Source organism: Burkholderia sp. B21-005 (assembly GCF_020843965.1).
GTDB lineage: Bacteria > Pseudomonadota > Gammaproteobacteria > Burkholderiales > Burkholderiaceae > Burkholderia > Burkholderia ambifaria.
This window is the reverse complement of the sequence record NZ_CP086302.1, coordinates 1,088,067-1,102,038: the sequence shown is the minus strand read 5'-3', so window position 1 is coordinate 1,102,038 and position 13,972 is coordinate 1,088,067. Positions and strand designations below refer to the sequence as shown.

General features: G+C 61.0%; 12 protein-coding genes and 1 pseudogene. 3 read left to right on the top strand and 10 right to left on the bottom strand.

Going from position 1 to position 13,972, the window contains the following annotated elements; genetic code table 11:
- Window positions 1-35 precede the first annotated feature (35 nt).
- The 4 genes and pseudogenes from LMA02_RS21290 to LMA02_RS21275 form a co-directional block, all read right to left on the bottom strand.
- A pseudogene (locus LMA02_RS21290) lies at window positions 36-1,327 on the bottom strand (MFS transporter).
- Between the two features lie 84 nt (window positions 1,328-1,411).
- On the bottom strand, window positions 1,412-1,933 hold the full coding sequence (locus LMA02_RS21285; protein WP_267478990.1) for an SDR family oxidoreductase: 522 nt from the start codon (window positions 1,931-1,933) through the stop codon (window positions 1,412-1,414).
- A gap of 793 nt (window positions 1,934-2,726) precedes the next feature.
- Window positions 2,727-2,993, bottom strand: coding sequence for a hypothetical protein (locus LMA02_RS21280; protein ID WP_228909699.1), 267 nt, complete (start codon window positions 2,991-2,993; stop codon window positions 2,727-2,729).
- Window positions 2,994-3,269: 276 nt separating this feature from the next.
- Window positions 3,270-3,971, bottom strand: a complete 702-nt coding sequence (locus LMA02_RS21275) for a TetR/AcrR family transcriptional regulator (protein WP_228909698.1) — start codon at window positions 3,969-3,971, stop codon at window positions 3,270-3,272.
- A 167-nt stretch (window positions 3,972-4,138) separates the two neighbouring features.
- Here LMA02_RS21275 and LMA02_RS21270 point away from each other — a divergent pair, with 167 nt between their 5' ends.
- Together LMA02_RS21270 and fahA are read left to right on the top strand one after the other, a co-directional pair.
- Window positions 4,139-4,966 carry a cyclase family protein gene (locus tag LMA02_RS21270; RefSeq protein ID WP_228909697.1) on the top strand — a complete coding sequence of 276 codons (828 nt, stop codon included), beginning with the start codon at window positions 4,139-4,141 and terminating at the stop codon, window positions 4,964-4,966.
- A 13-nt stretch (window positions 4,967-4,979) separates the two neighbouring features.
- Window positions 4,980-6,302 (top strand): fumarylacetoacetase, encoded by a 1,323-nt coding sequence (fahA, locus tag LMA02_RS21265; RefSeq protein ID WP_228909696.1) that lies wholly within the window; start codon window positions 4,980-4,982, stop codon window positions 6,300-6,302.
- A 202-nt stretch (window positions 6,303-6,504) separates the two neighbouring features.
- Here fahA and LMA02_RS21260 read toward each other — a convergent pair whose 3' ends face one another.
- Together LMA02_RS21260 and LMA02_RS21255 are read right to left on the bottom strand one after the other, a co-directional pair.
- Window positions 6,505-7,569, bottom strand: coding sequence for a porin (locus tag LMA02_RS21260; protein WP_228910070.1), 1,065 nt, complete (start codon window positions 7,567-7,569; stop codon window positions 6,505-6,507).
- A 397-nt stretch (window positions 7,570-7,966) separates the two neighbouring features.
- The gene (locus LMA02_RS21255) at window positions 7,967-8,680 is read right to left on the bottom strand and encodes a hypothetical protein (protein ID WP_228909695.1); all 714 of its coding nucleotides are present in this window, start codon (window positions 8,678-8,680) and stop codon (window positions 7,967-7,969) included.
- Window positions 8,681-8,855: 175 nt separating this feature from the next.
- On the opposite strand from LMA02_RS21255, the gene LMA02_RS21250 reads away from it, so the two are divergent.
- The gene (locus tag LMA02_RS21250; RefSeq protein WP_228909694.1) at window positions 8,856-9,458 is read left to right on the top strand and encodes a TetR/AcrR family transcriptional regulator; all 603 of its coding nucleotides are present in this window, start codon (window positions 8,856-8,858) and stop codon (window positions 9,456-9,458) included.
- 147 nt (window positions 9,459-9,605) lie between these two features.
- Here the strand turns inward: LMA02_RS21250 and tnpC are convergent, their stop codons facing one another.
- From tnpC to LMA02_RS21230, 4 genes are all read right to left on the bottom strand, one after another.
- On the bottom strand, window positions 9,606-11,162 hold the full coding sequence (tnpC, locus tag LMA02_RS21245; RefSeq protein WP_228909693.1) for an IS66 family transposase: 1,557 nt from the start codon (window positions 11,160-11,162) through the stop codon (window positions 9,606-9,608).
- Window positions 11,163-11,193: 31 nt separating this feature from the next.
- Window positions 11,194-11,544, bottom strand: coding sequence for an IS66 family insertion sequence element accessory protein TnpB (tnpB, locus tag LMA02_RS21240; protein ID WP_228909692.1), 351 nt, complete (start codon window positions 11,542-11,544; stop codon window positions 11,194-11,196).
- A complete protein-coding gene (locus LMA02_RS21235; protein ID WP_228909691.1) occupies window positions 11,520-12,062 on the bottom strand; it encodes a transposase in 543 nt (180 codons plus the stop codon). The genes tnpB and LMA02_RS21235 overlap by 25 nt, the downstream gene beginning before the upstream one ends.
- Window positions 12,063-12,749: 687 nt before the next feature.
- The gene (locus LMA02_RS21230; RefSeq protein ID WP_228909690.1) at window positions 12,750-13,718 is read right to left on the bottom strand and encodes an HNH endonuclease; all 969 of its coding nucleotides are present in this window, start codon (window positions 13,716-13,718) and stop codon (window positions 12,750-12,752) included.
- Between the last annotated feature and the right edge of the window lie 254 nt (window positions 13,719-13,972).

The window sequence follows — 13,972 nt, the reverse complement described above, 5'->3', positions numbered from 1 at the left end:
CAAATCGATGAATCGAAGCCACATCATGCGGTACTTCAGGTGCGCCGCAGCGAGACCGGTTGGTCGCCTGACGAGCGCTGCTCGGAACGCACGGGCATCGTGATCATCAGGATGACCGACAGCAGCAATGCGGCCGCCATGAAGATGTACGATGCGGCGGGGCTGCCGGTCGCACCGTTCAGATATCCGACTACCCACGAACCAAGAAACGCGCCCAGCGCGCCACTAGCGTTGATGACGCCGATCGCGCCACCCAGCACGTTGCTCGGAATGAGCTCCGGCACGAGCGCGAAGAATGGGCCGTACGGCGCGTACATCGTTGCGCCGGCGACGACAAGCAGCGCGAACGAGATCCAGAAGTGCGATCCGCCGATCAGGTAGGACGCGACAAACGCGATCGTCCCGACGAGCAGTAGCGGCCAGACGAACAGCTTCCGATTGCCTGTCTTGTCCGACAGCCAGGACGCGAACAGCATCAGAATGATCGCAGCGAGATACGGAACCGCGGCGAGCCAGCCGACCGACACGATGTCGATCGTCGAGGCGGCCTTGAGAATCGACGGCAGCCACATAATGAAGCCGTATACGCCGACGCTCCAGAGCGCGTGAACGCGCAGCACTTCAGCACGATCGACGAACGGAATGCAATCTTGTAGTCACGCACCGGTGCGATGTGAGCCTGCTCGGCCTTCAGGCGCGCGTCGAGTTCGGCCTTTTCAGCATCGGTCATCCATGGCGCGTCGGCCGGGAGATCCTTGACCGTGAACCACCAGACCACCGCCCATGCGAGCGCCGGCAGTCCTTCGATGACGAACATCTCGCGCCATCCGAAGCTGTGGACCAGATAGCCCGACACCACCGACATCCACAACACGGTCACCGGATTGCCGAGAATCAGGAACGTATTCGCGCGCGAGCGCTCGGAACGCGTGAACCAGCGGCTGATGTACATCAGCATCGACGGCATGACCGCGGCCTCCACCACGCCGAGCACGAAACGCAGCACCATCAGCATCGGAATATTGCTGACCATCCCGGTTGCCGCGGCGCACAGGCCCCACAGAACCAGGCTGAAGAAGATCAGCTTCTTCACGCTGTTGCGTTGTGCATAGATCGCGCCGGGCACCTGGAACAGGCAGTAGCCGAGAAAGAACAGCGAGCCGATCAGCGACGACGTGCCGTGGGAGATGCCGAGATCCCGGTCGATCCCGGCTGCCGCGGCGAAGCCGTAGTTTGCGCGGTCGAGATAGGCAAGGCTGTAGGTGATGAAGATGATGGGCATCAGATGCCACCATCTTTGGGGTGCAACGGGTTTGACGCTTTCCATGATGTCTCCAGATGGGTAAGGCGCAAGGACGGTTACTTCGCGCGGGCCGCCTTTGGTTTTGATGTACTCCGCGCGCACCTGCATTCAGAGGACGGCCAGCCAGCCGCCATCGACGTAGATGATCTGGCCATTGACATAGCTTGATGCCGCCGAGGCCAGATATATCGCCGTGCCGATCAGTTCCTCCGGTTTGCCCCAACGTTGCGCAGGATTGCTGCTCTTGACCCACGCGTCGAACGTCGCGTTCTCGACGAGCGGCGTGTTCATGTCGGTCAGGATGTAGCCCGGCCCGATCGCGTTCGCCTGAACGTTCGCCGAGGCCCATTCGGCGCTCATCGCGCGAGTCAGCATCTTGATGCCGCCCTTGGCCGCCGTATACGCGCCGACCGTCGCGCGAGCGGCTTCGCTCGTGAGCGAGCCGATGTTGATGATCTTGCCGCCGGTGCCGCGCGCGATCATGCGGCGCGCCGCCTGCTTCGAGACGATAAATGCGCTCGTCAGGTTTGTGTCGATCACGCGCTGCCAGCCTCGGCGAGGTCGAGCGGATTCGGCTCTGAGTCCCGCTGCTGTCCCGCCAAGGAAGCCGGTTATGGGGTATCGCTTCACGCGAGCCGCTCGACGAGCGGCGGCCGGTCACGATGGCGCCCGGTGCCGCACCTAGTCGGCGTGGTGGGCGTCGTTGGTCACCTCATCACTCTGAGCAGTACCGCGCCGATACGCAGGCATTTTTCTACCGTTTCCAGCCAGCGGTTAAGTTTCTTATGCGTTTCTTCCGTCATGAGGCGTGCTCCCAAAATGGCCGTTGCGACCGCGCTGTCACGCCACGATGGCGTGTGCGCCAGCCGATATGTTCCATGCGCCCAAGAAAGGAAGCCCGGCGGCTTTTCCTAAATCACGCGGGGGGTTTAGGAAAAGCCATCGCGGCATCACTTGGGCGTCGTGGTAGGGAGAGTGTCACGTCACGATTTCGGACGGTCTACGCGGAAGGGTTGTACACCGCCGCCACACAACCCATTGTTCCGACCGTGAACGGTCATGCCAGCGGGCGCAATTTTTCTTGCGGTCGGACGATTCGAGGTGGGTGTGTGGCATGCCGACCGAGCGGCATGTATAGGGAGAAGTTGAACTCCTAAGCGGCATGCCGAAGCTTGGCAACCAGTCCGACATGCGCGTCGTGCGGCAAGCTGCCGGGCTTCAGGTGCGGCAAATACGCGGCGTCGATGTCGGCCGCGCGCCGCTATCGTTCGAGTATCGCGCAGCGTCGCGAGCGTGCGATGCGTCACGCGCACTACGGCCTCCCGGCACGCCTTAGTGCCCGGGCAGTGTCGACTCGTTGAGGCCATCGGGATACGCGCGATACAACGTGAAGTTGCCGGGCGTCAGGCGCAGCTGCGTCATGCTAGGTCCCCGCCGGTCGCAGCCAGGAGACTCGCCGCACGGCAGCGCCGACTGCGATGCTACAGGTGATCAGCGTCGCGCCGCTGGCCAGCAAATGTGCGAGCACTACAGCGAACGTGTCGTGCGTGGTCGGCCACTCCGACACTTTCCATGCGAGATCGAAGTTGAGCCAGACGAGCCCGCCGATCAGCGCGATGAACGCTCCTGGTACGCGCAGCGCGAGATGGCTCCAGTGATCCGGGCGCCCGAGCCACCAGCCGTAGGCCAAAATAAAGTCGTCACCGTTTGCGAAGGAAAGTTGTCACTTCGCGGGTCGATGTTGACTGGAAGATTCGGAACTCTCGGAAATTCATGGGGTTGTACGTTGCGAAATAAAGTTGTCACTGGCCGCGTCGTGCGAAGGCCTGTGTCAACTCCCCTACGGCGCCGGACCTCCTGGTCAGGCGTTGTGCGACTCCCGAGTTTGAGCGTGCAATCACGCCATCGTGATAAAGAAGGATTTCGTCACGATCGATGCAAGCGGCGTTCAACGACAAGGTGCTGCCTAAGCGGCTGGTGCACGCGCGTCAGAGGTTGCGCCAGCGCGAATCCCGGCGGAAATGAAAGTCACCAGATGCTCGGCCTTGCGCTTCAGGGCGCCGGCCTTGACCTTGCCGCCCGAGATACGCTCGATGCGACTGTCGAACGCACTCATCACCAACGCGCCTACCGCGAACAAGTAGGCCCAGTGCGCATAGTTGGCGCCATGGCCTGGCAGCGCTCTCCTGATTTCCTTGATGAATTCCGCCGCAAACGGATCGAAATATTGAGCAACGATGCCGCGCTCGGCCTCGCGTGGATCGGAAGCTTCGCGCGCGACGAGTTTGGCATACGCAAGTCCGGACTCGGTATTCTGGATTTGCATCACCGGGAGCACGAAGGCTCGCACGATATGCTCAAGCGGGTCTTCACCTTCGGCGACTGGTTCACGAAGCAAAGCCAACCGGGTGTCGAGCACCGTCTTGCGGCGCTCGAACAGGGCGCGGTACAAGCCCATCTTCGTCTCGAAGTGATACACGATCAACGGCAGCCCAACCTCTGCCGCCGACGCAATATCCCGCATCGAAACGCCATCGAAACCGCCTTCGGCAAACAGCCGCTCTGCCACGTCGAGCACCCGCTCGCGCTTGCTCGTCTCGACCGCCTGTTGCGCTCCCTTCCCGCGCCGGACGCCGGTCGCCCGTCCCGTGACTTCCTTCGATTGCATGGTGTCTCCGCTGTCCTGTGACTCGATTACCGCGAATGCCATTCCGTTCATTACGCGCCGCCAGTTTACACCAACACAATACTGACTGTACGATCGTACAGTCTGCATAACATGAACGGTGCTATGCGGCGTCGGTGGTAAGTCCCCCAAACCAGGAGCAACCGCACATGACACGACGCTTCGTCGATCTTTCGATCTATCTGGAAAACGACGTCATTTCCGATCCACCGGGTTACGGCCCCAAGATTCAGTATCTGACGCACCGGAATACGGCCAAAGCCGTTACGGCCTTCTTTCCCGGCCTACAGGAAACCGACCTGCCTGACAACGAAGGCTGGGCCATCGAACACATTCAGTTGAGCACACACAACGGTACCCATCTGGATGCGCCGTACCACTTCCACAGCACGATGAACGATTCGAAGGGCGAGCGGCAGCGTTCGACAACCATCGACGAAGTCCCGCTCGATTGGTGCTTCCAATCCGGCGTGAAGCTTGATTTCACTGGCTTCGACGATGGCTACGTCGTGACCGCTAGTGACGTCGAATTCGAGCTTGCGCGCATCGGCCACGATCTAAAGCCGCTTGATATCGTCGTCATCAACACGCGTGCAGGCAACCGCTATGGACAACCCGACTATGTCTCCTCGGGTTGCGGCATGGGCTTCGACGCAACCATGTACCTGCTCGAGCGAGGGGTTCGCCTGACTGGCACCGACGCGTGGAGTTGGGACGCACCATTCGTACATACCGCAAAAAAATATGCCGAAACGCGTGATGCATCGCTGATCTGGGAAGGACACAAGGCCGGCCGCAAGATCGGCTATTGCCATCTGGAAAAACTCCACAATCTCGAGGTGCTGCCACCTCACGGCTTCTTCATCTCGTGCTTCCCGCACAAAATCCGGGGTGCCTCCGCAGGCTGGACTCGCGCAGTCGCGATCTTCGACGACGCCCTCAATGCAACAGCTTGCGACCTGCATCGAACCGTATAGGCGAGGAGCCTCAATGGAACTGAATCACACACATGACGTCACGCAACGCAGCTGGCTGGAAGCGGCCAACGTGGCGGGGACCGACTTTCCGTTGCAGAATTTGCCAATCGGCGTGTTTCGCCGTCGGGGCGGAGGCGAGACCTGGCGTGGCGGGATCGCGATCGGCGACCAGATCGTTGACCTCGCTGCGTTACAGCAAGCGGGCTGCATGGACGGTCTGGCACTCGAGGCCGTGCGAGCGGCAACGGCAATCACGCTGAATGCACTGCTCGATATGGGGCCGGCCGCCTGGCAGGCACTGCGCCACTCACTCTTCGAACTGCTTCGGGCCGGTAGTCCGCATGAGCCGGGCGTACGGAAGACGCTGGTATCACAAGCGGAAGCCGAGTATGCCGTACCCGTGCGTATCGGCGACTACACCGATTTCTACACCTCTCTCGATCATGCGGTGAACTGCAGCCGCCCGCTCGGCATGGCGATCAGCCCGAATTTCGACTGGTTACCCATCGCTTATCATGGCCGCGTGTCGTCGATTGGCATCAGCGGTCAGCAGGTCTACCGGCCAAAGGGACAATATCGCCCGAATCCGTCCGCCTCTCCCGTTCACGATGCATGTCGCCGGCTCGACTACGAGCTGGAACTGGGCGCAGTGATCGGGGTCGGCAATCCACGCGGTACTTCAATCCCGCTGCGTGAGGCTCAACGGCACATTTTCGGGCTCTGCCTGCTGAACGATTGGTCCGCGCGCGACATCCAGTCGTGGGAAATGCAGCCGCTCGGGCCATTCCTCGCGAAAAATTTCGCGACGACGATATCGCCCTGGCTGGTAACCCTCGAAGCATTGTTGCCTTACCGCACCACGTGGTCACGCGTCGCCGAACGCCCGCAGCCACTCGATTACCTGTCTTCAGGCGACAACAGCACGGCCGGGGCGTTCGACATCCAGCTCGAGGTGTCGATCCTCAGCGCGCGTCAGCTCGCGCAAGGGCTGCAACCGCGTACGTTGACGCGCACCAGTTTCCGGCACCAGTACTGGACGCTCGGGCAGATGATCGCGCACCACACGATGGGGGGCTGCAACCTCCAGCCGGGTGACCTGCTGGGAAGCGGCACCATCTCCGGCCCGTCATCGGGCGAAGCCGGTGCGTTGATCGAACTCACGGCAGGCGGCGCGCAACCCGTGGATATCGGCAATGGTGAAAGCCGCACGTTCCTCGACGACGGCGATACCGTCATTTTCCGGGGCTGGTGTGAACGCGATGGTTTTGCACGAATCGGTTTCGGCACCAACTACGGAACCGTTTTGCAGGTGCCGGCCGCGGAACGCGCTCATTGACCGCACGTTATTTCGCAACCGGCCACTAATTCAATGCGAGGGCCACGTTCGTGGTCCTCGCGCTTTGAAACGCCCCGCCAGCGGACTCGTGGTATCCGCTCACCGTGCTTGAACACGGTACCGCGATGCCGGCACGCATGCGTGAAATCGCCGCCAGCGTGATCGGCTGGCGGCGATGTCAGCGCTTGTGTCTTTCGGTGTGCTAGAAGAGGTGACGAACACCAACGACGATACCCACACTGCTGCCGGTTGGCTCATACAGCGCGCCATTCACCGTGAATCCCGTATGCATCAACCCGTGGTTGTTCACGTATGCCGCGGAGCCATACAAGGTCGTTCGCTTCGACAGAAAGTAGTCCAGCCCGGCAGACGCCAGTAAAGAATGGTTCGCCGAGTCGTTGCTGTCCCGCATGTACCAAACGCCTACGTCGGTGGACAGTGCCGGCGTGATCAGATATTCGCCGCCCGCAGCGTACACTTTCTCGTTGAAGGAGCCGGCGATCTTGTAGCTTGTGTACGATCCCTTGAGTGTTGCGCCTCCCCACTTGTAGCTCGCGCCGACCGTTCGACCGCTGAATTCGATCGTTGACGGGAATGGCGTCGAAACGCTGGCTGAACCGCCGGGATTTCCACTGAAAAACGCAGCGTTCACGACCAGGTCGTTCCATTCGTATCTCACGCGAGCCGCATACTGGCGCCCCGCCTGAAATCCCTTTGGATTGCCGCCCAGCGCAAGCAATGCACTTGCCTGTAAGCCAGCGATCGTCGGACTCGTATAGGACACGGCATTCGCGACGAAAATGCCGGTTGCGAAGAAATTGCCCATGTAAATTCCGGCCTGACTTCCGAAAAACGACACATGCCGCGCGTCCGTGTCGACGATCGCAAGTCCGAATGGAGAGTACTGCAGGCCGGCCTTGACGGTACCGAAGTGTCCGGAGAGCCCAACGAAGGCTTGCCGCCCGAAGAGATTCCCGTTCGAGTTGCCCAGCGCCCCGTTGTTCGTCGTAAAACCGCTTTCGAGCGTAAAGATCGCCTTCGTACCTGCGCCCAGATCCTCGGCACCGGTGATACCAAAGTGAGAACCTGAGATCCCGCCATCCGTTGCCGATACCTGATGTGGGCCGCTCGCACCCGTTCCGGCGTCGAAGGTACGGCTCGTGTACATCACGCCGGAGTCCACCACACCATACAGCGTGACGTTACCTTGCGCATGCGCGTTTGACGGCAAGCCCAATACCGCGATCGAGACAGGGATCAGCAGCATCGGACGGATTTTTTGCGTCTTTCTCACGTTTTAATGTCTCCTCCAGTCATGAAGGACTGCAAAATAATTGAATAGGAATCTGCCTCCGTGCGGCGCCCGACGGATGGCGATCAAAGGAAGCCGGACAGATGGCCGCTTCGGCTTCGGTCCTCGGTGTGCTGCCGGGCACGCACGCCGGAGCGTTGGTTTTTCCTGAACCGCCGCCGGCCACGGATTGATGCCCCTTGCGACGTTGCCGAGGGAGCGGATTGAAAATTTGATCGCACATCGGCTGCAATCGGTTCGCGGTATCGATGACGCGGCAAAGCGGTAGCGCGTTTCCGCTGCTGCTTTGCCGCTCCATCCAAGCGGCCCGTGCCGCACTTGCCCGCTCGAAGTACGCGAACCGATGGCGCGGTCATGTATTCACGGAAAGCGCCAACGGCATCAAGTCACTTGCTTGCGTCCGCGAGAGGACGTACAGCTCGAACCAGTTGCACCATTCGACCATCAGGTGGTCTGAATGGCCGTGAATGAGTGCTTCTGGCGCGGTCGATGGCCAGAAGATCTCCAGCCGCGCATCGAACCCCGGAAACGTGTCCTTGAATTGGTGCAGCAAGTAACCAACGGTCTTGCCATCGGGCGTCTCGACGCGCCCCATCATCCGATGCGGCATATCGGGCGCCAGTTCGATCGGGATTCCACTCCAGTCATCCAGATGGCGGAGCTTCAGGAGGGCCGGCGACTTTGTATGGCCCGGTACTTCCAGAATGCCGACACGCCCGTCCGAGAGTGGTAGCGCACCGAGATGCTCAGGGTGGGCCCGGAGCATTGCCGGGCTGTTCGGCCCGCCATACCCCGCCCAGAACCAACTCACGAATTCTGCGCTGGTGCCCACCGCGACGTGCGCTTCGGCAACCGACGAACTGAAGCAACCACTCGCACGCAGCGACCAATCCTTCTCGTTCGATTCGTGCTCCGCGATCTCCTTCGCGAACAGGCTGACCATGCCGTCCGCCCCCAGTTTCTCCATGAGCAAGGCCATCATGTAGCGCGCCCTTTTAACTTCCATTCTGAGGATGTCCTCGCAAGCCACCTCTGTACCTGACTTGAAAAACGTCACTGCTTTCACTTGAACCTCCGTAGCGCGGGTGAACGAGTTGCCATGTTTCCCGACTCGCGCCACTAACGCAAGTAAACTTGCGTTAGTGTTTACCGCATGCCTGTCGACCGTCGCGTGGTCGTAGTCGCGGCCGGACTGCCGTGACGAGGCAGGCAGTCGATGAAACGATGTGTAAAATCTGCTCATGCCAAAGTCAGCCGAACAAGAATCGCCGTCGCCACGTCGCCGCCTTGGCGGCCGCAGCGCACGTGTCCGCGAAGCCGTGATCTCCGCAACGATTGCCCAATTGCAGGCGGCGGGTTTCGAGGGGCTCAACATCGGCGCCATCGCAGCGCTCGCGGGCGTGCATGAGAGTTCGATCTATCGCCGCTGGAAGAGCAAGGAAGGGCTGATGATGGAGGCCGTCTTCGAGCTTTTTGCCGAGCACATCGCGATACCGGATCGGGGCTCGCTTCACGCGGATCTCGTCGCGCTGCTGTCGGCAACCGCGCGCTACTTGCGAACGGGTGTGGGCAGGTCTGCCATTCAGTTCGTGCTGGCCACGTACAACGACGCGGCCGTGACGGGCGAACTGCGCAGGTTGTGGACGAACCGCTTTTCGGCGGTTCAGCAGATTTTCGACCGCGCCGCAAAAATGGGCGAGTGGTCGCAGGGGGCGGATCCAATGCCCCTACTTCATTGCCTGATCGGCGCCGTTTACCTACGCACGCTGATCCTGCACGAGCGCGTCACGACCGATCAGATTCGAGACCTGACGCTGTGGATGCTTCGCGAGCGAGGCTCCTAAGCATCGGGCAACATCAAAGATGAGACCATCGAGGCAAGGCAGCGCTCTATGAGATTCCGCCCAGTTTGATCGAGCGGGAGTTTGCTGTCGCGCGACCAACGGCACACCGTCGTTGGTGTAGCGTATGCGGTCTTTTAACGACGCCCGTCAGAGGTTGATGGCGGCAGGCATTCTCCAAGGCATGAGGTCGGCGTAGTCGTCGGCGGTTGCAGCGAGCGGCAACCTGGTGAACAGCCAGACCAGATAGCGATACGGCTCAATGCCGTTCGCCTTGCACGTCTCGACGAGGGAGTACAGGTTGGCACTGGCCTGCGCGCCGGCGACCGTATCGGAGAACAGCCAACCCTTGCGGCCGACGACGAACGGCCGGATCGCGTTCTCACACGGGTTGTTCGAGATCGGCCAGTTGCCGCTGCCGACGTATCGGACCAGCTTGGGCCACTGTCCGCTCATGTACTGCAATGCCTTGCCGAGCAGACTCGACGGCACGACGCCCGGCAGATGCTCGATCAGCATGCGCTCGATGATAGCGAGCACGCGGGCGCTGTATCGGATACGCAATCGCTGCCGCCGCTCTGGTTTCCATCGCGCACTGCGTGCTTCGGCCGCGAACAGCTTGCCGATCAGCATCACGAAGCGCGTCGCCAGCAGATCCGGCGAGCGTGCTGCTTTCGGCACGGACTCCTCGGCTTTGATGAAGCCGCGGCGCACGTGGGCCCAACATCCGAGGTGCACGAGCTGGTGATCGTGGGCGATGCCGTTGTAGAGCTCGTACCCGTCCGTCATCAGCGCAGTGCCGGGCTGCACACCAGCATAGAGCTTCTGCGCATGTTGGGCACCGCGCCCCGGCGAGTAAGAGAACATCCGCATGGGCGGCCCTGAGCCGTTGACCTGAGCCCACAGGTAACTCTTTGCCTGCGGCCTTCGCCCTGGTTCCTTCAGCACCTGGAACGTTGTCTCGTCGCCGTAGATCAGGTCTGATTCGAGCAGCGCGTCGCGCATCAGGTTGATCACCGGCTGCGTGGCCAGTCCCACCCGCACCACGCTGGCGGCCAGCGTGTTCGACGAGATGTCGCCGCCGAAGCGACGCAGCAGCGTGGCCTGGCGATACAGGGGCATGCCGTACTGGTATTTGCCAGTGATGATCCACGCCAGCGCGGATTCCGTGAGCAGCCCGCGAGGAATGATGCGCGCCGGTGCTGGCGTAACCTTTATACCGAGATCGCAGCACGGGCAGGCGTACTTGACCCGCTGGTGTTGAACGACGCGCACTTGCTCGGGAATCACGTCGAGCTGTTCGCTCGTTTCCACGCCGATCTCGACGAGGGCCTGGCCGTCATGCGCGCAGAACCGTTCGGACTCGGGCAGCTCGTGCCGCACGATCTCGCGTGGCAGGTTCGGATCGAGTGGTTTGCGCCCGCGCTTGCCTCGCGTGTGAGCGGCGACCGAGGTGCCGGGCAAGTCCTCGCGAGCAGGCGCGTCGGTAGCCGCTGCAAGTGCCTCTGCTTCGTTGAACAGGCCGAGCTGGTCGGCATGGCGCGCCTCGCTCGATGCACCGAACAGTTCGTGCTTGTAGGCCCGCAGCTTCTCTTCGGCCAGATCGCGCTGGGCCGTCACGAGTCGAAGCTCACCGCGCAGCGCATCGCGTTCGGCGAGTAGTGCCTGGTATTCCTCAACACTCGGCATGACGGGGCTGTTCGGCATGGCCGGTTAGACCACGTCGCCCTCGTGGTGTTCAGCTCATCCGCGCGTAATGTCGCTGGGGATACTTCTGGATCACGGCCAGGTCGATTCCGTCTAGCAGCCAGTGCAACTGCTCGGCGCTGAGCGTGATCGTATCGCTTCCGTTCGGCCAGATGAAGCGATCGGCTTCGAGTCGCTTGAGCAGCAACCAGAATCCGTTGCCGCCCCAGCCGAGAATCTTGATGCGATCGCGACGGCGGTTGCCGAAGACGAACAGCGTCGAGGTCATTGGGTTCAGGCGCATCGCCTGTTCGACCAGGATCGACAGCCCGTTGATGCCCATGCGGAAGTCGACCGGATCGCGATGCAGGTAGACCTTCAGCCCTTCGTCGAACCGGAACACGGCAGCCTCCCGAGCATTTGGATCACCGTGGCCAACTCATCGACGCTCGCCTCGCCAAGATCGAATTCGACACCATTCGACAGGCGCACATGTAACGAGAGCGCCATCAACGACGTGCCCGGCGGCAGTACGGGGGAAACGGTCGGCACTGTCGATGGCACGGTGACGACAGGGACAAATGCCTGCGCTTCACTCACCGGAGCACGACGCGTTGGTCCTGGGATGTCGATCGATACACCGTCTATCACCAGCGGGTCCGGTCTCGTTGGTGTTTGCAGTGTCTGCTGCTGATGGCGCGAGATCCAGCGGCGCAACTGGTTCGGATTGACGTCATGGTCCATCGCCTCCCGGGCGATCGATACCCCGGGCTTCAAGCAAAACTCGACCAGCTCCCGCACGGCATCTTCATCAAATTCCCGCCGGCCATCCCGTCTGCGGCCAACCACCAGTCTGCTTCGAAGGTCTTGTTTCTCTGTCATCTCGGTCTGAGTGCATGTGTCCACGCGGACACTTAGCATCTGACCTTCTGCCTAACATTGGTAGGGCGTCGTTTATTGACGGCTTACGATGTAGCGATCCGTAACGAGCTTTGGAACGCACATAATGCCGTCGGGAACCAGTGCGAGCGCGAGATTCGGATGCGCACTAAGTGGCCTCCCGCGGGTAAATCCCTTCCGACGCAAGTGTCGCGCAACTCATCGGGCCTCACATGCGTGCGCGCCGCCAGCGGATAATTGCGCAGCATCGCCAGCATGACAGCCATAGGCCATTGCAAAGTTGTCTCAGTTTGCGAAGTGAGAATGTCAGCTCCCCGCGATGCTGCTGCAGCGCCCCGCGGCCGCAGTCACGCGTTGTGCGACAGCCGAGTTTGAGCGGGCAATCGCGCCGTAGAGATAAGGTTCCCTATCCTGCTTGCGCATTCAGCCCAACGTCAGGAGCTGTACGAGACAGCGAATGGCCATTCTGGCGCGCCGCGAACGACTCTGAACGACCCGAAGCGGTTCTTCGGACAGTAGCGAGTCAGGCGTTCGCTTTAGAACGTCTTTCGGCCGTTGAATGCGTCACGCCCTACTCATTGAACCCGAGATGTCAGCCAGCATCCATCTGCGTCGCCAGCGCGCTCGATCAGAGCGCACGCCTCATTGTAAACGTGGCGGAAGTCCGTGACGGCCGCGAAGGAGGTGAGTGCGATTGCGATCGCTACGTCAACGCCGAGCCGCCCGCAGTTTGACGGTGATCTGTGCGTGACGCTCCAGATGCTCGGGATGCGGTCGCAATGCGGGATCTGTCGGCAGACGCAGCCCCTTCCCATGAAGTTCTCCGTACTCCGTACGTTGCAAGGCATTTGCGATTTCAACCTTCATTTCTCGATTGACCCACAAGAGGCCCAGATCGAAGAGCGTGTGAATGTCTGCGCGCAGCAATAGCCCGTTGTCGCACCGGTTCGTGTCGTCGCCGTTATAGGGGATGATGTGGGCCGCCTCGAGTACATCCTCCATGGTGCAGCCCGTGACGGCACACCGCTTCTCATAGGCATTGAGCAGAGCTTTTCTGAACTTCCCTTGTCCGCGGCGCAGAAACACCGCACGCAGTTCGCGCTCGCGCGCGTCGTCCTCGGATGCAATCGGCTCGGCGAGCTCCGAGGCAGCTGCTTGTTCAGCGCGATCGATCGCATCTCGAGTTGCTCGCTTGCCTGGGCTCGTACGTGCTTCGTGCGATCTGCGTCCGGCTGGGCCGCGTGACGTGGGCATCGTCCGGTCTCGCGAAAAGGTCGCCGTCGTGCGCAAGTATGCGTCCAATTCATCGAGGCTCGTGTCTGCCGCCACCGGGAATTCCAGCGCGAAATAGTCGTTACCCTGCGCGTCCTTCAGCGTTTTGCTGATCCCGGGGCCCTTTCCCCTACGCTTCGCGAACACAGTGAAGCGGACAACGACGTGTTTTTGCCGCGCGAAGAGCTGGACGTGGCGGAAGTGATGTTCTCCCTCGAGCGGGTCATACCGGTACTCCACGAAGTTCGTGGCTCGATTGATATAGCCTTGGTTGCCTCCCTCATAGCGGTCGTCCATGTGCTTGATAATTCGCTTGAGGTTGTCGGCCGCATCCGAGTGCTCTCGCATCCATCGGTCGGCATTTGGGCAGGCTTTTACGTTCTTGTTTCGTTTTGGCTTCGCCATTTTTCCCGATACACAGGGGGCTGTCCGTTGGCTTGATGCCGTGACCGTCGATCCAGCCTTTGTTGTGGCCTATATTAACGTACGACCGAGTCCTCTAATATTGATCATAGATTGATTGTGCAACGTCGACTCTCGGCGATCAAGTGACCGCTTGCGGATGTAGAGCCGCCGTTTCAATGACCTGGCGCCCTATCGAATGAAGATCTCTTCATGGCCGAACGCGGCCGGCCGCCGCCCTGTGACGCACGACCGGC